The following is a 23000-nucleotide window of genomic DNA, read 5'->3' as shown; positions in this document are numbered from 1 at the left end:
ACAAATCGTATGAAGCTAAAGGGCGTTTCAACCGTTGGACTCGGTTACATTGGTCTGCCTACTTCGGCCTTGATTGCCTCTCGCGGCATTTCTGTGGCTGGAATGGATGTGAATGCTAAGGTGGTGGAAACCATCAATAAAGGAGAAATACATATTGTGGAGCCCGACCTGCAAGTCTACGTGGCCGAGGCAGTAAAAAAAGGTCTGCTGAAAGCCTCGGAAGAGGTTCAGCCGGCCGATGTGTATCTGATTGTGGTGCCCACACCTTTTTTGAGTAATCATGAGCCCGATATTTCCTTTGTGCAGGCCGCTACCCGCAACGTGCTGCCTTTGCTGAAAGAGGGCGATCTATTTATCATAGAATCCACCTCACCGGTCGGGACCACCGAAAAAATGGCGGCCCTGATTTATCAGGAGCGGCCCGAGCTGAAGAATAAGCTGCACATTGCCTATTGTCCCGAACGCGTACTGCCCGGCAACGTCATGTACGAGCTGGTGCACAACGACCGGGTAATTGGCGGAATGGACGACGCGGCCACGCAAAAGGCCATGGATTTTTATCGTCTTTTTGTAGAAGGGGACTTGCACGCCACCAATGCACGCACGGCAGAGTTGTGTAAGCTGACGGAGAATTCGAGCCGCGATGTACAGATTGCCTTTGCCAACGAATTGTCGCTTATAGCCGATAAGGCCGGCATCAATGTTTGGGAGCTGATCCGCCTGGCCAACAAGCACCCGCGGGTGAACATTCTGCAACCGGGTTGCGGAGTAGGTGGGCACTGTATAGCGGTAGATCCCTATTTTATTGTGTCGGAATATCCGCTCGAATCGCAGCTCATTGGTAAGGCTCGGGAGATCAATAATTACAAATCATTTTGGGCGGCAGAGAAAATTCAGAATGCACGACTCGCCTTTCAGTTGAAGCACCATAGGAGTCCCTCTTTGGCCATTATGGGCCTGGCCTTTAAACCCAATATCGACGACTTGCGCGAATCACCGGCCAAATACATCGCCCACAAGGTGTTGCAAAACTCCAATGGGGAGGAAGTCCTCCTGGTAGAGCCCAACCTGAAGGACCATCCTGTATTTAAACTGACGCCCTATGCAGAAGCTTTTGAAAAGGCCGACATTGTTGCCTTTTTAGTGGCGCACAAGGAGTTCAGAACCTTAGCCCGGGAGTGTGGCGACAAGGTGGTGCTCGATTTTTGCGGAGTGTGGGCGGGTTAAAGGACTCATGATTTGTCTCCCTGCATCCACAAGGGATTTTGGACGGCTATTTCGGCAAAGCGGGGGCAATCCGGGCTATGGGCCCCGGGCAGGTAGCCGATGCTCATTAAAAACTCATTGACAATTTCGCCGCCGGTGAATTTGAAATGCTGCTTAAAAAGTTTTACCCACTGGGGCAGAGGCAAGGGATGCTGGCTTTCGAGCCAGCGCTCAAAGGAGCCGTGTGCCGACTGAAGTTCCAGTATTTTTTGGGCGTTGTAGATGGCCGCCTCCACTTTAAGTCGATTGCGGATGATGCCGGCATCGGCAAGCAGCCGCTCACGGTCGGTCCGACCGTAAGCGGCTACTTTTTTGATGTCGAAGTCGTCGTAGGCCTTCCTGAAATGAGCTTCCTTCCTGAGGATGGTTTCCCAGCTGAGTCCCGCCTGGTTGATCTCCAGCAACAAGCGACCGAACAATTCATTGTCGTTGTGCAAAGGAAAACCATAGTCGCGGTCGTGGTACCTCTGGTGCAGCCGGCGGCGCTCCCCTTCGGGCAGCGCCGCTATGTAATCGCAATAGGCCATGTTCTTTGGTTTAGGCGTCGGTGACGCAACCCTCGGAGGCCGATGCCACCGAGCGACGAAATTTCTTTAAGATGCCGGTAAGGGCAGGGCCTTCCGGGCGTTTCCAGTTTTTTCTACGGTCGGCCAGTTCCTCGTCACTCAGATCCACCGTAATGCTGTTTTGGGTGATGTCGATGCAAATGCGGTCGCCGTTTTGAAGCAGACCAATCACACCGCCTTCGTAGGCCTCCGGAGTAATGTGTCCCACCACAAAGCCGTGTGAGCCGCCTGAAAAGCGCCCGTCGGTAATCAGGGCTACGTCTTTGCCCAGGCCGGCACCCATTACTGCTCCCGTGGGTTTCAGCATCTCGGGCATACCGGGACCGCCTTTGGGTCCGCTGTTGCGAATAACGATTACTTCGCCGGCTTGTACTTCACTTTTGATGCCTTCGATGGCGGCTGTTTCATTGTCGTACACCCGTGCAGGCCCTTCAAAACGCTCGCCTTCTTTTCCGGTGATTTTGGCCACGGCGCCTTCCGGTGCCAGGTTCCCGTACAGAATTTGCAGGTGCCCGGTCTTTTTCAGCGGTTGATTTAGGGGGCGAATGATTTTTTGATCGGCCGGAAAATCAGGTACTTCCTCCAGGTTTTCGCCCAGCGCTTTACCTGTTACCGTCATACAATTGCCGTCGAGTACGCCTTCTTTCAACAGGAACTTCATAACGCCGGGAATGCCGCCAATGTCGTGCAAATCCTCCATCAAATACTGCCCGCTGGGCTTCAGGTCGGCCAAATACGGCACCCGGTTGCTGATGGTCTGGAAATCGTCGAGACTTAAAGGTACATTAACGGCTTTGGCCATGGCAATCAGGTGAATGACGGCGTTGGTAGATCCGCCCAGGGCCATGATCAGCGCAATGGCATTTTCAAAGGCTTTGCGGGTCATGATGTCGCGCGGCTTCAGGTCTTTCTCCAAGAGTACTTTTACGGCGGCCGCAATGCGTTCGGCTTCGCTTTGTTTTTGGGGACTCACTGCCGGGTTGGAGGAGGAATAGGGGAGACTCATGCCCATACATTCGATGGCGGCCGCCATCGAATTGGCCGTGTACATCCCGCCACAGGCCCCTGCTCCGGGTATGCTGTGCTTGATGATGCCCTTGTAGTCGAAGTCACTGATGTTCCCCCGCAGGCGTTCGCCATAGGCCTCAAAGGCAGATACAATGTTTAAGTCATTACCCTTCCAGCTGCCCTTTTTTACCGTGCCTCCATACATCATGAGTCCCGGACGATTCAGGCGTCCCATGGCAATCATGGCACCGGGCATGTTCTTGTCGCAGCCCACCACAGGTACCACCGCATCGTAAAACTGCGCCGCCACCACCGTCTCAATAGAGTCGGCGATCAACTCCCTGGAGGGCAGTGAATACATCATGCCGCTGGTGCCGTTGGTAATGCCGTCGCTCACCCCAATGGTATGAAAAACCAGTCCGTACAAATCCTCCTGCTGATCCACCTCCTTTTTAACGGCTGCCGCCAGATCGTTCAAATGCATGTTGCAGGGGTTGCCCTGAAAACCGGTACTTACAATACCCACCTGGGCCTTTTTCTGGTCGTTCTCGTCCATGCCTATGGCATGTAACATCGCCTGGGCTGCTGGCAGACTGTCGTCCTGGGTAATTAAGCGGCTGTACTTATTGAGTTGCTGTGCCATACTTCTTGCTTTTACTTGTTTTCTGGATGTGCAAGGTGAACAAGCAAGGTAAGCCTTTTGTTGAGGATGAAAAAGTCTTTTTTTGTGCTGCATTGTATGCTTTGCTGTCAAAATACTGGAAGATGCATAGGTTTTCGCAGCTGTTGTTACAGCTATTTACTATTTTTGGGGCAGAGGACAGGCACCGGATGAATCGGAAGAATGATGTAAAGGGTGAATAATAAGTAAGCAAGAGGCGATGACCACAGATAAGGTACTTTGGCAAAGATTTAAGGAGGGGAGTGAAGCCGCCTTGTCTGAGATCTACCATCGGGAGGTCGACCATTTGTATGCTTATGGACTTAAGTTTACTGGGGATAAGCAGATGGTGTTGGATGCTGTGCAGGATTTGTTCGTGGCCCTGATGCGCAGCCGACATAAGCTGGGAGCGACCGACAATATTCGTTTTTATTTGTTGCGCGCCCTACGCAGGCGCCTTGCTTCAGAAGTAAAGAGGGGGGGGCGCTATACCTCCCTAGAGAAGCTTCAGGAGTTTTCGGTCAGGCCCGTAGAGGAAGGTCTGATTCATGAGGAAGGGGAACAGGAAAAGCGCAATCTGCTGTCCCAGGGCTTGGCTTCCCTCAGTCAAGCCCAGCGCGAGGCCCTGCATTACCGTTATTTTAGTGAATTAAGTTACGATGAAATTGCTCAGATCATGGAAATGAAGCAAGCAACTGTTCGTCAATTGGTATCCAGAGGTATTCAGGCACTTAAGCGCTTTTGGAATGGGCTGGAATGACAAACTGAAACTTTTCCTTATTTTTTTCTGATTTTTTGTCACAAAAACCACACTTGCTCCTTTTACTTAATAAAGGGGACTGCTGTGGACTGGCGAATTGTATGCTCATGAACTGGAAAAATTATTGCGGAAAAACCGTTGAAGAATTGTTGGATGATACATCCTTTGTGGCTTTGGTGAAGCAAAGCAGATCAGAAGAATGCTTGCCCCCGGAAACGATGGAGCCAGAAGATTGGGTGGAGCTCATGCGTGCCAGGTCCTTCATTTTAGATATGAGTGAGCTTAGTCCTGATTTGCTGTTGGACGAAAAGGATAAGCTGCACTTATGGCAGAGCATTCAAAAGGAGGCAGGGTTTTCAGGGGGAAACCGGAAAGTGAGAAGAAGTGTTTTGTTGAACGTCTGGCGTCCTGTTGCGGCTGTTTTAGTCCTGGCATTTGTGGCAGGGGCTTACTTTATATGGAGTGGCCAGGAGCTTGATTCCACCTACGTTTTTTCCGGGAGGGAGAATGTTGAAAGTATGAGCAGTCCCTTTTTGGTTCTTGAGGATGGGGCGCACATTCGTTTGAATGAACAAGAGTCAGAGGTGGTTGTTTTAAAAGAACAGCGTGTCATCCAAATCGGAAAAGACAGTCTGGTCAGATATACTTCGCGCAGGGGGACAGAGGGGGAAATTCAAGCAATGAATGAGATAGTGGTTCCTTATGGGACCCATACAAAAATGGTGCTGTCTGATGGCACAAAGGTTTGGCTCAACGCCGGCTCCAAATTGGCGTTCCCATCGGAGTTTAATACACAGGAGCGCATGGTGTTTCTTGAAGGAGAGGCCTATTTTGAAGTGGCGAGAGATGTGGTGCCTTTTATAGTGAAAGTAAAGGACATGAGGGTGAATGTATTGGGTACTGCTTTTAACATTTCGGCCTATCCTGACGATCCAGGTATTGAAACTGTTTTGCTGAAAGGTCGTGTTGCTTTGGAAACAGGGAGTGGACTTCGTACCCGAAGTCAGGTAATGCAACCCTTGCAAAAGGCCACTTTTAATCGAACCGAAAGACGGTTTCTGGTGGAGGAAACTTCCAATGCAATGGCCTTTGTTTCATGGAAGGAGGGATGGTATACCTTTTCAAATGAGGGTTTGGCTGCGGTGCTTCAAAAGATGGAGCGCTATTACAACATACACTTTACTTACGACCAAGAGGTTTTGAAACAAGCCTTGCCCATTACCGGAAAGTTGGATATGCGTTTAGGTGCAGATACTGTATTCGCTATTGTAGCCAAGGTGTCGAAGGTTGATTTTATCAAAGATGGGAACAGTTACGCCCTTCGTCTGCCGTGATTTTATTACGAATTGGCATGAAAACGGGTGTTTTGTTAGTTAGGAAATTTAGCAGTGAATTATGACGAATTGGAAATTATTACTTGTCTCTTTTATGATCTCGGTGGTTTCGATAGCGGGCAAAAGCTATTCGCAGGAACTAAATCTGGATTTGAATAGTGTTCGTCTGGTTGAGGCCATCCGTGAAATAGAAGCGGTCAGTGGATACAAGTTTATATACAGCGAGGAGACTGTCGACTTAAATCGAAGGGTAAGCATTTCGGCTGCCAGAGACAATATAGACCAGGTGCTTGAGGAGCTTTTTGAAGGCAGCTCGAACAGTTATGAATTGGTGAATGAACAAATTATTGTTTCCACAACGAGTAACCAGCAGGGGCAAAACCAAAATCAAGCTCAGCAAACACGTTTGGTAGTGGGTCGTGTAACAGACGCCCGTAAAGAAGCTATTCCGGGAGTTAATGTCATTCTGAAAGGGACCAACCAGGGGGTGGTAACAGATGTTGATGGCATGTTTGAGATTCGTGTCCGGATGGGACAGGAGGAAGTGCTGCAGTTTTCCTTCATTGGGATGCAGCCCCAGGAAATTGAGGTTGGCAATGAAAGTATGTTTAATATCACTATGCAATCGCAGGATCAGGTGATTGACGATGTAGTGGTGGTGGGTGCCTACGGAAAGCGACAGAATCAGATGGATATGGTGGGTAGTGCTTATCAGGTGAGCTCAAAGGATATTGAGGTGTTGCCGGCTGGACGGGTAGATTTGCTCTTGGATGGCCTGGTTCCGGGACTTACTATTGAACCCAATACCGATGCTCCGGCCAGCACACGGAGCAGATACAATACACGGGTTAGGGGTGAAGCCTCCCTGGCAGCTTCCAACGAGCCGCTATGGATTGTAGATGGAACACCCATCTATACCGGAAACAATACCAATATGGTAGTCGGAATGAGTCTTTCGGTAAGTCCCCTCTCCTATATCAATCCTGAGGACATCGAGTCTATTACGGTTCTTAAGGATGCTTCTGAAACGTCTATTTATGGGGCCAACGGTGCCAATGGAGTCATACTGGTAACCACCAAGCAGGGTAGGGAGGGGGAGCAAAACATTCGGCTTTCAGCTCGTTACGGTGTGTCGCGCATCAACGAATCTACTCGCTTTAAGGTGTTGGATGCTCAGCAATATATGGATTTGGCCAGAGAAACCTACAACAATGCGGGTCTTGATCCCACCTACTTTCCCTTTCAAGACAATGCGTTGAATTCCTATTCCACAGCTGGTACCGATTGGTACGATGTTTATTATGATATGGGTCAGAGCTATCAAGGCAGCCTGACTTTGTCGGGAGGCAATCAGCGCTCGAAGTACTACGTATCCGGAGGTTATTATAAACAGGAGTCAACCGTTATAGGCAATGATCAGGAGAGGTATTCGCTTAGGGTGAACAACGAATTGAAACTGGCTGACAAATTGACAGTACATATAAGATCTTCAGCTTCTTACAATATCAATAATATTTTCAACCCTGGTTCCAGTTATTATGAAACATTGCCCATTTACGACGTTTACAATGAGGATGGGAGTTTTCGTTTGAACAACCGCTATGTTGATGGTCGGGAAATTAATGGTGATCCCTTTTGGCGTACTGCAAGATTTTTCAATAGGGTGGCCGAACGGGAGGAGAACGATCACCGGCAGCGCTCTTTTGCTTCCAATTCCAATCTGGCACTGGAGTATCAAATTATGGACGGTTTATCCTTAACCTCACAGATAGGTGTGGATTTCCAGAGTAACTACGAAGATGTTTATAAAGCCAGAACCAATTGGTCGGGTATGACCTCCTCTGGCGAACCGGTTGGCTATTCTACACGTGGGCACTCAAATTTTTTGTATTGGACCAATATCGAGCGCCTTAATTATACTAAAGATTTTGGCAAGCACAATGTGAATGGTTTGTTGGGCTTTGAACTGGGCTCAAAGGAATATAGCCTGGTAAACGCGACTGGTTCGGGTTTTGTGAACGATCACATAAAGGAGATTTCCTATGCGGTAGATCGCAGGGGGTCCAGCAGTTCCAACATTGACCGCTCCATGTCCTTTTTTGCCAGGGGTGGCTATTCCTACGCTCGCAGGTACTATTTTACCTTTAATGTTCGTAAGGATGGGGATTCTGATTTTGGTGACGATGTTCGTTGGGCCAACTTCGGGTCAGTGGCCACATCGTGGAACATTCACAACGAGTCCTTTTTTAACAGTGCGCTGATCAATATTTTGAAACTTAAGGGAAGTTTTGGTAGTAACGGCAACTCTCGTTTGGGAACCAACCAAGCCAGAGGGGTCTATTCTTACAATCAAAGTGACAACTATTACGGTCAGGCCGGTGCCGCCATGTCGACCAGTCCCAATCCCGGTTTGAGCTGGGAAACCACCTATATGACCAATGTGGGTTTGCGTGTGAAGTTCTTTAACCGCATCGACATTGATGTGGAGTGGTACAACAATAAGACCATTGATTTGCTCAGTAATCTGGATGTGTCGCGCACCACAGGAACAACGCGCGTGCACAGAAATGTTGGGTCAATTCGCAACAGAGGCATTGAGGCCGTAATCACCACCACCAATTTGGTGAATGATAATTTCAGGTGGACGACCCAATTGAATATGTCTCATAATCAAAATACCCTTCTTGAGCTGTACAACGGAATAGAAAAGGTAATGGGTACTAAAATTTGGGAAGAAGGACACGGTTTAGATACCTACTACCTGGTGCGTTGGGCCGGGGTGGATCCCCGGGACGGGAGTCCCATGTGGTACGATGCCAGGGGCAATATTACTAAAACCTACAACTATGCAGACCGTGTACCTTATAAATCGTCCTCTCCCGATTTAACTGGAGCCCTTATTAATAATGTCAGCTATAAAAACTGGGAGCTTCGGGTTTTATTGAACTATGTACTTGGCGGCTATGGCTTCAGTTCCTTCGGTCGTGGTACCTCTTCGGACGGGCTCAATATTATGTCGGAGAACCAGTCTGTTAACCAGCTGGATCGTTGGCAAAAGCCGGGTGATATGGCTTTGGCTCCCAAACCAATTTGGGGGGTTTCTACCGGATCGGTGATGAATTCAACCCGCTTTTTGCATGAGAAGACCCATGTGCGTTTGCAGAATATATCTTTGTCGTATGCTTTTCCACGACAATGGATGGAAGCTATGAATCTGGGCAGTGCGCGGATGTCTTTTATTGCAGACAATATTGGTCTGTGGACGCGCTACGATCAAAAAGATCGAAACTCGTATAGGCAATCGATGAGTGGCTATCCCATGGAAGCCATGTACTCGTTAAGTCTCGATTTAACTTTTTAATCAGCAGAAAGGATGTTTGACATGAAAGTATTCAACAATATTTATAGAATGGGGAAAATAAAAAAATGGAGCGTGCTTCTTCTGCTTACCATCGGTCTGGGATGGAGCAGTCAAAGCTGTGATTTTTTGGATGTTGATCCTATTGGGCAGACCAGTATACCGGTTTTCTTTTCGGATATGGAGGGCATACGTTCTGCGCTGCCCGGGGCATACAGCGGGGTGTATAAGTATTATGATTCTCAGTTTTTGCGTTATCCCGAGTTGGCTGGTAACATGGTTCATCTGAACATTGTAGGCGGCAATGCAGATATGATTGATCAGTACAATTTTACTTCTGATCCGGAATCGGAAACTGGAGCAGTAGGCTATATCTGGCGTTACATTTATGAGGCCATGGCCAACATCAACAACATTATTCAGTATCAGCCCGACTTGTTGCAGGCTTTCCCCAAGCATCAACAGGAGTTGGAGCAAATTATGGGGGAAGCATTGTTTTTACGAGCCTTAGCGCATTTTGACCTGGTTCGGGTTTACGCCCAGCCCTATAATTATACTTCTGATGCTTCTCATCCGGGCATCCCTGTATTACTGAAAACGCCTGGTGCCGATGACAATGTGGGACGAAGTTCGGTGGCCTTTGTTTTTCAGCAAATTGTTGCTGATTTGGAACATTCCATTGAGTTGCTTAAGGACAAGAATGTGCATAATCCTTACCATGCCTCGGTATGGGCAGCATACGGGCTTAGAGCCAGAGCTGCATTGTACATGGAAGATTGGGAAAACGCCATTCGTTATGCCGGCTTGCTTATAGATGAATTGCCTTTATCCACCGGCGAAAACTATTTGGCTATGTTCAACGGAATGATTCCCGGGGACGAGATGATTTTCAGGGTCAATGGTTTGGAAAAGAGTTCGAGTCTCTCTTCCTTTTATTCTCCCACGTCGCCCGCTGCCATTCCAGCCGACACTTTACTTGCTCTCTTTGACGACCCGAATGATATAAGACTTCAACTGTTGCAGAATGAAGATGGCGCTCCGGCGTGTAGAAAGTACTTCATTACTGCCAATGTTAGTGATTTGGACAAGCACTATGATCCCATTGTTTTAAGGCTGTCTGAAATGTATCTTATTCGTGCAGAGGCCTATGCCAATACCAATCGAGGCAGTGAGGCGGTTGGCGATTTGAAGGCCATTATGGCAAGAGCCTCCGGGCTTTCGCCCGATGATCTTAATGTTTCAGAAGATGAGGCGACCTTATTGATCATGATAGATAAGGAAAGGGCCAGGGAATTGGCTTTTGAGGGCCATCGATTTTACGACATCATTCGTCGCAAGCAATCCCTGATACGACCTGTGAAGACTAATTCGACGGTGCAAGAAATTAGTTATCCGAGTGATTTGTTTGTTTTGCCCATTCCCCAAAAAGAACTGGACACCAATACCAATATCGTTCCTAACCCCACAGTAAATTAACGGATATGAATCGTATGAATTTGAACAAAGCAGTAATGATGCTTGGGGTGTTGACCTTGTTGTTCAGCGCTTGTGACAAAGAGGAGCAGGAGCCCTTTGACCAGCCTTTTGTGCACATTATGCATCAGAACGTTTCGCAGGTAACTGTTTCTGCAAAAGCCAATGTGCTTGGCGAGTATTATGTTTACCTTAGTTCTAAGCCCCGTTCTGAATCTTTGAAAGTACAGTATGACCTAACCGTTGGCGAGGGGCTTACAGAAGGAGTCGATTATGAGTTGTTGAGCAGTGGCACCGAACTGACTTTTTTACCCGGAATTTACCGCATGCCCATTCGTATCCGTTGGATGGCCAATGCATTAGATCCCGAAGCCGAAAACAGCCTTGTTATTTCATTGGTTGCTAACGACGGGGGACTTATTATGGGATTGCCGGGACCCGATGCCTTACAAACTGAGCTGACTATAACCAAGGTTCCTTAATGAGTGCCGGTGGATGTACGATTTTCCGCTTTTAAAGCAGGGAGGCCGTTTATCCTGCCGGATTGTATATTTTTATTTTAAAGACTGTATTCATGATTAAATTGTTTTGGAGTTTGTTTTTGGGTTTTGTTTTTATGTGGTCTGGTGCTGCACAAGAACTAAAACAGACCCCTCACCTTACGGAGGGAAAGCTGGGGAATGGACTCACTTACTATATTTATCCCAACGATTTTCCAAAAGATGAGGCTGTGTTTCGCTTGTTTATTAAAGCGGGATCGGTTTTGGAAGAGGACGACCAAAAAGGACTGGCTCATTTTTTGGAGCACATGGCTTTTAATGGTACTCAAAACTTTCCGGACAACGGACTCATTCAATTTTTGGAAAGAAAGGGGGCTAAGTTTGGTGTCGATTTTAATGCCCATACATCGCTCAACGAGACAGTGTATAAATTGTCTATGTCGCTTAATGAGCCGGGCATCTTAGATTCCAGCTTAATGGTTCTTTCCGATATTGCGGGACGGCTCACCCTGGACAGTCTGGCCATCGAGGACGAACGCGGGGTAATTGTATCCGAGTGGCTTTCGCAAACCGGTCCCAAGCGAGATGCGCAGGAAGCTTTTTTAATGGAGCTTCTGAATGGATCAAGGTATTCTGAGCGCCTAACGATAGGGGATACAGCTGTTATTAAGCATTTCCCTCATCAGAGATTAAGAGATTATTACGAGAAGTGGTATTCTCCCAACATCATGGCTGTTGCGGTAGTTGGCGATGTTGATGTAAAGGAAACGGAGGCGCTTTTGCAGAAACATTTTGGGGACTTGGAATGTGGTCTTGCCGGTGAACTTCCGGAGTTTTTGATACCTGATTTTGCTGAAGTGGGGGTGCGCAGGGTAAGCCATGAGTCGCTCAATAAAATTGAGTTTAATATTATTCAGTTGACCGACCGTCCTTCAGCGGTTGTCAATGAGGAGGATTACAAGAATTACCTTCAGCGTCAGTTGTTGAATCAACTCATCAGGGGGCGTTTTGGTACCCTTTCGTTCAACCATCCCGATTACAAATCGGGCAGCTATTCAGTAGGCGGCTTCATCAATGCCAAGGGGGTTTTGATGGGATCGGCCGAGTTGGTGCCCGGTAAGGTTTATGAAGGCATGAAAGCCTACATGACCCGGGTGGAACAGCTATTTAGATATGGTTTTGTGCCTTTGGAAATTGATAAGGTGAAAACCCGCTATCTTAATAGTTTGCGTGATAAGGCGGAGTCAAAATCTCCAACGCCGTCTTCTTCGTATATGGACGAGCTTTATGCTGCATTTTATGTCGGACATAAGTTTGTTACCAGGGAATTAGAGTATCAGTTGGCTAAAAAGTACATTAAGGAAATTGATTCTCTGGCATTGGTTCAGCAGTTGCAAGAGCTCCGGGCACCCGAGGCAACGCGCTTCCTTTTGAGCTATTTTGATCAGGTTGGAGAGGAGCTTCCTTCAGATGAAACCATAATGGCACTTTATGATTCATTGCAAACGGCAGATATAGCGCCTTTTGAATTGGATTATGAGCTGTACGATGAATTGTTGGAGAAAAAGCCAAGGAAGAGGAAGCTTAAGGAGCTGAACTGGGAGGAGGATTTGGAGGCGCATCACATTCGATTAAAGAATGGCGCTGAAGTCATTTACAAGTACTCCGAGCGGGATCGGAATCGCATTGTCTTTAGTGGCTTTAGAGAAGGAGGGCTATATGCCCTTGACAGCACTGATTACGTCAATGGCTTGGTTGCTGGCAGGTTGGCCACGCTTAGTGGTGCCGGGCGCTTCTCTCGTGAGAGCCTTAGTCACTACCTCGCAGATAAAACCGTTTCTATGTTGTTTTTGATAGAGAAAACGAGATCGGGTCTTGTGGGTAATGCAGATCATCAAAATGTAGAGGAGCTTTTTCAGTTGTTGTATTTGCGTTGGACCCAGCCCAGAGCTGAGCGGGAAGTGTTTGAACAAATAAAGGAACAATCTATTGAAAAGTATCTGACTGAAAATAAAACGGCCACCGATACCTTTTATCGTGATTTGGGATTGTTGATCAATGGCGACAGTTATACCCGCAGGGAGCTTAGTGATTCGCTGCTGAATAACGAACTGAGCTACGAGCGTATGTTGCCCGTTTTTAATCAGAATTTTGGCAGTGCAAGAGGATATAAGTTTGTGATTTTAGGGGATATGCCCTTTGAAGAAATCAAGCCCCTTATTGAACGATACATCGGTGGATTGCCGGGAGGTAAAGTGGATACCGGCTATCGTTATAGCGGACCGGTACTTCCGGAGGCTCCTCTGGTGTTTGAACGTGCTGTAGGAGACTCGCCACGAGCTACGGTTTCGTTGATGTTTCAATCCACCGAAATTGAGGGGGATATGGATCGTTACAAATTGGTTGCTGATATGACCCAGTCGGTATTGCGAACCCGTTTGCTGCAAACTTTGCGTGAAGAAATGGGTATGGTTTACAGTGTGGGTGTGAGTACCGGAAGCACGATTCATCCTTCGGTGCTTCGTAGAAGTACCATTCGATTTGCCTCCAATCCGGACGATGTGGATGCGCTCATCGACCGGACCAAACAAGAACTGGAGTTGTTGGCAGGCAATCCGGATTTGATTCTTCCCATTTTGGCGGATGTGAAGCTTAATATGATTCAAAAGTGGACTTCCGATCAGCAAAGAAATATGTTTTGGAGTCGCTCCATTCGCAACAGTCTCTTCAATAAAGAAGATGGGTGGGACTCATTTTTGAAGTACGACCAGTGGGTGGAGTCCGTTACAGCTGAAGATGTGGCTGCTGCTATATATAACGATTTTATTGCAACACCTGTTATTAAGGTGATCCTTAATCCCAAGCCCGAAGTGAAGTAAGTAAACGATCATCCATTTATTAATTAAAATCAAGTATTATGAAAAGGACTGTTTTTAGTTTGTTGTATCTGTTTATTATGGCTGGTTTATTTGTGGCCTGTGACGACGACGATGACGATATGCCTGTTTATGGAGAGGCTGAATTGGTGAGCTTTGGTTTTTACGCTGAAGACAATCAGGAGGTTTTGCTGACCGACTATGTGGCTACCTCTGTTGGCCAGGAAATCAGAATTGCCTTGCCTGATTATGTGGACAAAACGGCTCTCGTAGCTCGTTTTGAAGCCACGGAGAACGATGTGGTTACCGTTGGTGAAGAGGTACAGGTGAGTGGGGAAACGGCAAATGATTTCTCTACGCCTGTTGATTATGTGGTAACTGAAGGAACCAACAATAGTATGTATACGGTTGTAATAGACCAATTACCTGATGCTGTTTGGGGGCCCCTGACCAGTGATGCGACCAATATGCGTGAAATCGTGTTGAAGGTGAATCCTGCCAATCAGTTGCCTTACATTGGTTTCGTTCAGTCGGGTGAGACCACCGACGATTACCTGGCAGGTGTTTTGGCGCTTGAAGAAGGCGTACTTGCTCCGCTGGGTGGTTTGGCTTCTGAGGGGCGTGCATCTGGCATTTCTTTAACTTTTAGTCCGGAAGGAACTCCTTTTATCTCCTTTGCTGACTTTACAGCCGAAGTAGGGCAGAGTATGAGTGCGATGACATACAACTCGGGAGCCTGGAGTTATGTAGGTGGCGAGAGTGGAAAGGGCATTACCGATGTTCGTATGGGCAACAGCGAAATTGTTTTGAAAAACGACGGAAATCCTTTTGTCTTTGCTATGAACAATGCCGCAGGAGCTTTGATCCGTCGTGAGTTGAACATTTCAGAGTACGATGGTTCCAGCTGGTCGACTTCTGTAGCTATGCCTGGTCGTGCTTCTGATATGATTGGCTATATTCAGGTAAGCAAGAACGTTAATGGGGTAGTGTACCTGACCGTTTACAATCAGAATGTCGGTTCCATTTCGGTGTACAGTTATGCAGATGGTGCCTGGACTACTTTGTCTGATGACTATCGTGATGAGAACTCAACAGGAATACACTTGCGTGATTTGGACATGGACGTGGACGCCGATGGCAACGTATATGTTGCTGTTGCGGATAATGCTTTGGGTGATGATGTATTTCGTCCCAAAGTGATGAGATTGGATGCTGAAACCGGCAGCTGGAGCAATATTGGATCAGCCATTGATGTGGATTTTGCAACCACACGTGAATTTAGCCTGGCGCTTTCGCCGATGGGTGTGCCTCATCTGATGTTTCGCGACACTAATTTATTTCCTGCCGTTGTAGGGTTTGATGAGGATGCTCAGGATTGGACCAGTCCGGTAGTTTTGAGTGAGGTGGAGTCGTCTGACCTGTCGATGGCTTTTGCTGCAAATGGGGTGGCTTATGCCATCTTTACCAGTGCCAATAATGACCAGACCAACTTATATAAGTACGATGTACCTGTAGAATAATTAGAGTGGGTAAAAAGGGGGGGAAGGGGTGCGCCTTAGGGAGCACCCCTTTCTTTAATAATGCTTAGAAACAATTCTTATGATGCGTCTTAGGTTTATTTGGATCTTGTTCCTTATGCTGTCTGGCACCAGTTTCAGCTTGTCTGCACAATCTGGGCCAGCATGGATTGCGGGGCTGGTTTTTGAAGATGTTAATGACAATGGTCGTATGGATGGTCGGGAACGCGGACTGAAAGGGATCGGAGTTTCCAATGGAGATACCATCGTTTTGAGTGATAGAAATGGGCGATTTAAGCTTCCTGTTGCGCCCGGTGTCAGCGTGTTTCCTATTTTGCCTGCCGACTATGGTCTGTCGTTAGGTATTCAGAATGGCGATTTCGTCTATTTGCCACGTCCCGAAGAGCAAAATAAGGAGCTGCTGTATTTTCCATTGATAAAACGAAAAGCATTATCGCAGTTCCGAATGAGTGCTGTTGGCGATATGCAGGTCGATAATCTTCAAGAACTGCACTATGCCCATCAAACGGTGCTTAGTGAATTGGTGCAGCGTCAGGATCTTGATTTTCATTTGTTTTTAGGTGATCAGGTGAACAGTGACAGCGGTTTGGAAACTAAAGTAAAAGCGGTTTTGAATCAGCTCCAGGCTCCGGTGTGGACTGTTTACGGAAACCATGACCGGTCGGTGCAGGCGGTTTGGCAGGACAGTGTGTACAATTCTCATTTTGGGGCCAGCACTTATGCTTTTACGTATGGCGAAATCCATTTTGTTGTCCTAAATAATGTTTGGTCGGATGGCTCCAGGAGTTACCACGGCAGGTACAGTGACAGCCAGTTGCGTTTTTTAGCCAATAACCTGAAACTTCTTCCAAAGGATCAAACGGTGGTTATTGCCCAGCACATTCCTATGGTCTTTACCCGCAATCGTGACGACTTGTTGGCCTTGCTTGGTGAGGATCGCCGTGTTTTGGTCTTATCGGGGCACACCCATCGAGTCAGTCGTCATTTTTTTGGGGAAAATGTTTCAGAATTAGTTGTAGGTGCTTCGTCGGGGAATTGGTGGACCGGAGAGCGCGATTTTCGGGGTTTGCCCCATGCAAGCATGCAAGACGGGAGTCCACGAAACTATTTTGTTCTTGATTTTGAGGGCAGCGACTATAAATTTCAATTTAAGGGGGTGGGAATGGATGCGCAGCAGCAAATGCATATTTGGCTGGCTGGGCAGGACAGCATTGACAAAACCTGGGCAGTAGATTTAGAAGGTACTTTGGTGGCCAATATTTACGCTGGCTCTGAGAAGACCGAGGCATATTTTCAGGTCAATAACGGTGAATGGATAAAAATGGAAAGAACCCGTATGGCTGATCCTTCGGTTCAACGCTTGGTGGCGCTCAATAGGGCCGATGTTTACCCAAGTGCCTACAGTCAGCGTTCTGCCCTCAGGTCATCTGCGTCCTCGCATATTTGGACGGCCAAATTGCCCGATTTGGAAGGGGAAGGCCCCATTCTTCGCATCAACATTATGGCCCACGATGACTATGGGTTTTCAGCTGTAGGAACCACCCTGTTTTTTAATCCCGCAAAGTGACAGAATAATTCCTTTGTTCTTATTTGGGTTGCAGGAATTGAAAAGAAAAACCGCAAACCCTTGTAAAACAAAGATTTGCGGTCTCGAACCGTGATCCGGTTGGGATTCGAACCCAAGACCCACAGCTTAGAAGGCTGTTGCTCTATCCAACTGAGCTACCGGACCAGACCGTTTTCGGGGTGCAAATATAGCAAAAAATGGGCGAGTGCCCATTTTTTAAGTCGATATTTTGCCGTGTTATCGGGTTTTTAAAGTTGTGCGGCCATGGCCTCAGCGATCGCTGCGGTGGTAGTGAATCTGAACCCCTGCACATTCGGCATTGCGGTCGTCGAAATAATGTGGTGCCGAGAGTTCCAATTTTACTTTCATGGTGTTTTGAATGACAAACAATTGGGTTTCCTTAAAATTGTCCACTGCGTTGTCGTACAAAACCATTTGGTCCTCATCGTCGCTGATGAGTCGGAAATGAATCTTTCCCAGTCTGCGGTGTCCGCAAACTGAGACAAAATATTCGCGGTCGCCATAAAACACCTGGTTGATGACGGTCTTTCGTGCCTTGCGTACGGTAACGGAGCGCGTTAGTGAGCTGGCTTCGAAATGCTTGGGGGCCGACTCACAGCGTTTGTCGTAGCCGCGACAACTTTGTGCCTTGACTTGGGGAAGACCACCAGCAAGGAGCAAGGCCGACAGCAGTATAAGTCTTGTGAATATCGTTTTCATGGAGCATGCCATTTTATCGGTTCTACACTATTCTCTCACCCACTTAGCACGCAGCAGGTTGATTTCCTGGTGGATGTTTTCGATGGGGTTGACTGCTTTTGCCTTGGCCGGAGCAGCACCCAGTACCATGGCGCCATCGTCGCGTTTGTTGCTGGTGGTGGCTTGTGGACTTTTGGCAAACTCGTCAAATGCCGCAAAAACACCTTCAAAGTCCTTCATCACCTGCGCTTTCTGGGTCTCGTTGAGGTACTTGTTGAACATGCTTTTGAGCTGGTCCAAAATCATTTTCTGGTCCCAGACCCGCATCCTAAACCCGTCCTCTTTCAAATCAGAATCGGAAGAGTTGAGCGCCAGATAAAGGGCTTCAATAAAACCGCCGGCCGAAATCAGGGCATACTCGCCAAAGCGGTCGGTGTCGTGCAGGTTGGCAATCACCATCAGGTACAACTCATCGTAAATGTTGTTGATGGAGTCGATGCGGTTCATATTGTTGAGCATACGCTCTACCAAACCCTCAATTTCGGCAGGAAATAAATTCATGCTCTTGCCGGAGCGCTCGGTGACTTCAAAGTAGCGCAGGGCGGTGCCCGACTGCTCAAAACTGCCTGCGTAGGCCATGTCGGCCAGGTACATGCCAAAAGCTACCAGGCGCTCTTTGGAGGTCTGGTATTTGTCGCTGTTGGTGGGACTGTTCATCAGTTTTGGCGTGTAGGTGATTTCGTTGTTGTGTATGTACGAGAGAATCTCCTCGGGGGAGGGCACGGCATAGTATTCCACCACCATCTCTTCCTGCGACACCGCTATGTCTTGTGCGGTAGTCGTCATCCAACTGCCCATCATCATCAGAAGGGCCACTGTGGTTTGTTTCATTGCGGAAAATTGCTTCATATTTGTTGCTTTGATTGCTGTTGTGTTTGCTGTTATCGTCGGCCGCCTTATTCTATATACAAACCAAAAATCAAAAGCAGGCCGTTGTTGTCGGTTCGGTTGCTTACTGTTAATCTTCCCAAATGGGCTTCGGCAATCATGCGGGCAAAGTTGAGCGATTGGTTGCCGGTGAAAAAGGTGTCGAAATAGCTTTCTATTTCCTGGTCGCTGACATGTGGGCCGTTGTCCTTGAAAAGGAGACTCACGCCGTTGTTTTGGTGTTCAATTTCGATACTCAGTACCGCATCGGGCTCGTTGCGTTCCAAAAAAAAGTCGAGAACAATTACCAGTCCCGCCATCAAAAGCTGACTCTCGCCGGTTAGTAATACGGTTTGGCCCGTACTTTTGTTATCTATTTTAAGTTGTTTTCGCCGAATTTTTTCGTCCAGCTGAAACATGGCAAAGCCTATCAGCTTGCCCATTTCGAGGCGCTCCGGCTTTAAAGATGCGCTGTGCGACTGCAATTCTGTGATGCGCAGGGCGGCGTTGACAAAGATTTCAATCTTGGAAAGAGAGTGGTCGATGCGGTCGACCAGCTGAGCTACTTTTTTAGAATCGACCTTGTACTTGATGACCTGCAGCATGGCGGTCACGTCGTTGAGCGAACCGGAAACTTCATTTCCCAAAAGGTTCAGGAACTGTTGCTTGGATTCTTCGAGGCGCTGGAGTTCGCTGTTGCGGTGACTCAGTTCGCTGTTGGTCTTTTCAAGACTGCTGTTGAGTTCTTCCAGGTTCTCGGTCTTTTCTTTTACGCGGGCTTCGAGACGCTTATTCATGGTCTCGAGCAGCTCGCGGTTGGTTTTAAGTTCAATTTGGTTTTTGACACGAATTTCCAGCTCCCGTGCGTCGTAGGGCTTGGTAATGTAATCCTCGCCCCCTGCCTCAAAACCCTGTACCACACTGTCGCGGTCGGCTTTGGCGGTGACAAAAATGACTGGGGTTTTTTGCAGACGGGGCTGCCCTTTGATGCTGCGGCAGACCTGAAAGCCGTCCATGCCGGGCATCATTACATCCAGTAAAATCAGGTCAAAATCCTCCGTGTCCAGCCACTGCAGTCCCGCTTCCCCATCCAGCGCAAACTCCGTTTCGTAGCCGGCCTGTACCAGAATGGAGGCGGCCACCTGAATGTTTTTGGGGTTGTCGTCAATGATAAGTATGCGTCCTTTACTCATATTTTTGGTCTATTGCTAAGTGCGTGTACGCAAATATCGGACAAATTGTTAAAGACTGCCTTATAAGTCCTTTAGTTTTGCGTATTCTTCCAGTTCGGCTACAGCCCTGTTCAGTGCCTCTACATCAAAAGTGTCGGCCGATTTTTGCAGGCGCTCTGCATAGGCTTGAAGCAGCCGGTCGTCATGCGTCTTGCCTGTCTTCTGCAAAATCCCTGCCAAGTCAGGAATTTGTTTGAAAGACATGCGTTGCCGAAAAGCTGGCCACACATTTTTCAGGGCCTCGTGTACGGCCTCGCGACAAGCTCCCGCTATTTCAACAAGGTCGCCCCCCCTTTGTTGCAGCACTTTGGGCAGCTGGTCTGCATGCTGACCTTCTGCTCCCTCCACCATCTTACAGTTTTTCAGGGTAACGGTGAAGGCACTGCCGGCACCGGGACTGCTTTCTACGTCGATGCTGCCGCCCATTAATTGCACAATGCTGCGCACAATGCCCAGGCCCAGACCCGTGCCCCCAAAACGACGGTTGTCCTGGTCGTCCTGCTGCGTAAAGTCTTCAAATATCTTTTTCAAAGATTCTGCCTTGATCCCTATCCCCGTATCGGTAATCCGAAAAGTCAAGTCCACCATATTGTTGACCCCTTCTTCGGCCCGCACATACAAATCGACCGAGCCGCGCTCCGTAAACTTAATGGCATTGCCCAGCAGGTTGATCAGTATCTGCCTAACCTGCAAGTCGTCGAGCAGCAAGAGCCTGGGCATGGGCTCGTCCACCACCACATTAAACACCAAACCCTTTTCCTTTACATTGGGTATGAACATGGTCTCGGTCTCACAGATCAGGTGCACCAGATTGACCGGACGCAGCTGCAACTCGATTTTACCGGCCTCAATTTTGGAGTAATCCAGGATGTCGGTAATCAAGCGCAGCAGATTTTGACCGCTCTTTTTAATGCTTAAGAGATATTCTTTTTGTACCGGATCGCTGACCGTATTGTTGAGTACGTCGGTAAAGCCAATGATGGCATTTAAAGGGGTGCGGAATTCGTGACTGATGCGTGCCAGAAAGGCACTTTTGGCCTTGTTGGCCGCAATGGCTTCTTCGCGCGAGGCGATCAGTTGCTGATTCAGTTCCTTTTCTTCCGTAATGTCGATCGACAGTCCCACCACCCGCTCAATTTCTCCGGAATCGGTCAGTCGCATGATGCGTCCGCTGCTTTCGTACCAGCGGTATTGTTTGCCTTTCATGCGCATGCGTGTTACCACCTTAAAGGAAGGGGAATTGCTGTTTCGGTGCTCCTCAACAGCCGCCATGGCCGCAGACAGGTCTTCGGGATGTACCTTGTCGATAAAGTTGTTGAGTAGGTGTCGGTTACGGGCTGTTTTTCCGCTTTCGCCTTCCGTGTATTGTGAGGTCGTAGTGAATTCGTTGAGCAGGGGACGCGCATCAAAGGTAAAGATGTTGGCCACCTGCATCGCCAGCTCCAGCTGGTCGATGGTCTCCAGCAGTCGGTCCTCCTCCTGTATGCGGTTGATGGCCAGGGCAAACATATTGCTCAGGTTTTGCAGGTGCTCCAGATCGTCCTCCTCGTAATCGCTGCCTTTGCCTGCCACCACCATGATGCCCTTAAATTGCTGATTAAAGTATATCCCGGTAATGCAGAAGCGCTCAAAGGGCAGCAATTTGCGAATGGACTGTTCGTTGATGAGCAGGTCATCCTCTTTGTTAATGATACGGTCCGAAAAGCTGCGCAAAGCCTCCGTATCCTTCTTTTTGTCCGGGGCATGAAAGCAGAAATAGCTTTCGAGCAGCATAATGGCGTTGTTGTAATCGGCCGGAGGGTCGGAATAGACCGTGGAACGAAGCTCCTGCGTCAACGGATTGCGGTAGGCCAGAAAGGCAAATTCACTTTCGGTAATTTCCAGCGCATACTGCCGTACCAGCAGTTTTACGGAGGTCAGTTGGTTGTGCACCGTCAGTTCCTTGCTGATTTCGGCCAGACTCTGATTGTAGCGCGATTCTTTAAGCAGGTTTGCTTCCACTTGCTTTTGGCCGCTGATGTCGTTGCAATAGTAGCAATAGAGCCCTGAATTGCTGCGGTCGGGCATAAATACATGCACGCGCACCGGGTGTAGACTCCCATCTCCTTTGTGGTGGAAGGCTTCAAACTCCAAATAGTCCTCTTCCTGCAGGGCCCGCATGATTTGTTTCCACCAGCTTAAATCAATGGCCTGGTTGATTTCAGAAATGTTTTTTCCTTCGGGCTTGTCGTCGAAATTCTCCCGAGCCTGTCGGTTGGCGTACAAAATCTTTCCCTGCTTGTTCAGGTAGTAGAATTCCGAAGGCGAAAATTCCAGGGAGAAGCGGTGAAGCTCCATTTGCTCCTTGTAGGATTTTTCGCGACTTAAATCTTCGATGATAAGAATGGAGCCTTCCAAAGTCCCCTGCTCCGTATAGATGGGGGTAATGGTCAGCTGCACCATCAAGTCACGTTGTTTGCAGGTGGTGAGCAAGCCCTCCAGTTGATGGTATTCGTGACGCATTTGCTTGATCATGGGCCAATCGAGCAGCAAGCCATCCTTTTCGGGATTTCGCAGGGTCAGCAGTTTGTTCAGGAACTGCGCTCGTGCCTCCTCCGGCGTGCACTCCATCAGTTGAACCAGCTGTTTGTTCCAGACCACCAGTTCGCCCAGGGCATTGAGCACCATAATGCCGTCCTTGTTGTGTCTGAAATAGGCATGCAGACTCGCCTGTGTATCGGGCAGTTGGGGGTGGGCCTCTGCAAAATACGCCGTGGTTTCTCCCGTATTCTCGTTGACTGCCTCCTGCGAAGCGGCGGGGCTGAGGGAGTGGAAGGTGAGCAGTATGGCTGGTTTTTCCAGCGCTATGGGATGGACGGAAAAGCGCAGCCGCCAAGGGCCGGGTTGCCGGCCCTTGCGCAGCAAAAAAAGACCGTCCTGTTCTTCCCCAGGGGCATCGTCATCAAAAGCTTTTTGGGTGATTTGCCACATTTTGCATTTGGCGCAGCGTGCGCTCTGGCCACAAGTCCCCGCTTCAGGGGCCTCCACACAGGCTAAAAGTTGTCCCAGAAAGTCCGGCAGCTCCTCTTCTTCCTCCAACTGTAAGAGTCGGCGCAGGTTGCTGTTGGCAAAAATAATGCGTTGCTGCTTGTCGATCAGCACCAGGGGCTGGTCAATGGCCGACAATAAAGACCGGGCCACTTGCTCTTCCATCATAATTCTCCACTTATTGGTTCGGCTTAGGCGGTAATACGCA

General features: G+C 48.4%; 15 protein-coding genes and 1 tRNA gene. 9 read left to right on the top strand and 7 right to left on the bottom strand.

What is annotated here, in order from left to right:
* The first annotated feature begins 9 nt into the window (after positions 1-9).
* The gene (gene wecC, locus B4W65_RS08445; RefSeq protein WP_088654709.1) at positions 10-1227 is read left to right on the top strand and encodes a UDP-N-acetyl-D-mannosamine dehydrogenase; all 1218 of its coding nucleotides are present in this window, start codon (positions 10-12) and stop codon (positions 1225-1227) included.
* A gap of 5 nt (positions 1228-1232) precedes the next feature.
* On the opposite strand, the gene B4W65_RS08440 is transcribed toward wecC, so the two are convergent.
* The gene (locus tag B4W65_RS08440; RefSeq protein ID WP_088654708.1) at positions 1233-1793 is read right to left on the bottom strand and encodes a DNA-3-methyladenine glycosylase I; all 561 of its coding nucleotides are present in this window, start codon (positions 1791-1793) and stop codon (positions 1233-1235) included.
* Positions 1794-1803: 10 nt separating this feature from the next.
* Entirely contained in the window at positions 1804-3483 is a 1680-nt protein-coding gene (gene ilvD, locus B4W65_RS08435) for a dihydroxy-acid dehydratase (RefSeq protein ID WP_088654707.1), read from the bottom strand.
* 238 nt (positions 3484-3721) lie between these two features.
* On the opposite strand from ilvD, the gene B4W65_RS08425 reads away from it, so the two are divergent.
* The 8 genes from B4W65_RS08425 (at position 3722) to B4W65_RS08390 (ending at position 16907) form a co-directional block, all read left to right on the top strand.
* The gene (locus B4W65_RS08425; RefSeq protein WP_088654705.1) at positions 3722-4261 is read left to right on the top strand and encodes an RNA polymerase sigma factor; all 540 of its coding nucleotides are present in this window, start codon (positions 3722-3724) and stop codon (positions 4259-4261) included.
* Between the two features lie 107 nt (positions 4262-4368).
* Entirely contained in the window at positions 4369-5595 is a 1227-nt protein-coding gene (locus tag B4W65_RS08420) for a FecR family protein (protein ID WP_158522808.1), read from the top strand.
* A gap of 61 nt (positions 5596-5656) precedes the next feature.
* Positions 5657-8956, top strand: a complete 3300-nt coding sequence (locus tag B4W65_RS08415; protein WP_088654703.1) for a SusC/RagA family TonB-linked outer membrane protein — start codon at positions 5657-5659, stop codon at positions 8954-8956.
* A gap of 48 nt (positions 8957-9004) precedes the next feature.
* Entirely contained in the window at positions 9005-10429 is a 1425-nt protein-coding gene (locus tag B4W65_RS08410; RefSeq protein ID WP_158522807.1) for a RagB/SusD family nutrient uptake outer membrane protein, read from the top strand.
* A 5-nt stretch (positions 10430-10434) separates the two neighbouring features.
* Entirely contained in the window at positions 10435-10908 is a 474-nt protein-coding gene (locus tag B4W65_RS08405; RefSeq protein WP_240509518.1) for a hypothetical protein, read from the top strand.
* 92 nt (positions 10909-11000) lie between these two features.
* Positions 11001-13805 carry a M16 family metallopeptidase gene (locus B4W65_RS08400; RefSeq protein WP_088654700.1) on the top strand — a complete coding sequence of 935 codons (2805 nt, stop codon included), beginning with the start codon at positions 11001-11003 and terminating at the stop codon, positions 13803-13805.
* A 38-nt stretch (positions 13806-13843) separates the two neighbouring features.
* Complete coding sequence (locus B4W65_RS08395) at positions 13844-15322, top strand: hypothetical protein (RefSeq protein ID WP_088654699.1); 1479 nt, start codon at positions 13844-13846, stop codon at positions 15320-15322.
* A 79-nt stretch (positions 15323-15401) separates the two neighbouring features.
* Positions 15402-16907, top strand: a complete 1506-nt coding sequence (locus B4W65_RS08390) for a calcineurin-like phosphoesterase C-terminal domain-containing protein (RefSeq protein WP_088654698.1) — start codon at positions 15402-15404, stop codon at positions 16905-16907.
* Positions 16908-16998: 91 nt separating this feature from the next.
* Here the strand turns inward: B4W65_RS08390 and B4W65_RS08385 are convergent.
* The 5 genes from B4W65_RS08385 to B4W65_RS08365 form a co-directional block, all read right to left on the bottom strand.
* Positions 16999-17072 (bottom strand) — tRNA-Arg (locus B4W65_RS08385).
* Positions 17073-17177: 105 nt separating this feature from the next.
* Complete coding sequence (locus B4W65_RS08380; RefSeq protein ID WP_088654697.1) at positions 17178-17627, bottom strand: hypothetical protein; 450 nt, start codon at positions 17625-17627, stop codon at positions 17178-17180.
* Between the two features lie 27 nt (positions 17628-17654).
* Entirely contained in the window at positions 17655-18515 is an 861-nt protein-coding gene (locus B4W65_RS08375) for a hypothetical protein (RefSeq protein WP_088654696.1), read from the bottom strand.
* Between the two features lie 47 nt (positions 18516-18562).
* On the bottom strand, positions 18563-19726 hold the full coding sequence (locus tag B4W65_RS08370) for a hybrid sensor histidine kinase/response regulator (protein ID WP_088654695.1): 1164 nt from the start codon (positions 19724-19726) through the stop codon (positions 18563-18565).
* 60 nt (positions 19727-19786) lie between these two features.
* Positions 19787-22960 (bottom strand): PAS domain-containing sensor histidine kinase, encoded by a 3174-nt coding sequence (locus B4W65_RS08365; protein WP_088654694.1) that lies wholly within the window; start codon positions 22958-22960, stop codon positions 19787-19789.
* Positions 22961-23000: the final 40 nt, after the last annotated feature.

Origin of the sequence: Geofilum rhodophaeum (assembly GCF_002210225.1) — a bacterium.
Taxonomy (GTDB): Bacteria; Bacteroidota; Bacteroidia; order Bacteroidales; family Marinilabiliaceae; genus Geofilum; species Geofilum rhodophaeum.
Note: the sequence above shows the minus strand (reverse complement) of the source record. Positions and strands in the feature narration are given on the sequence as shown.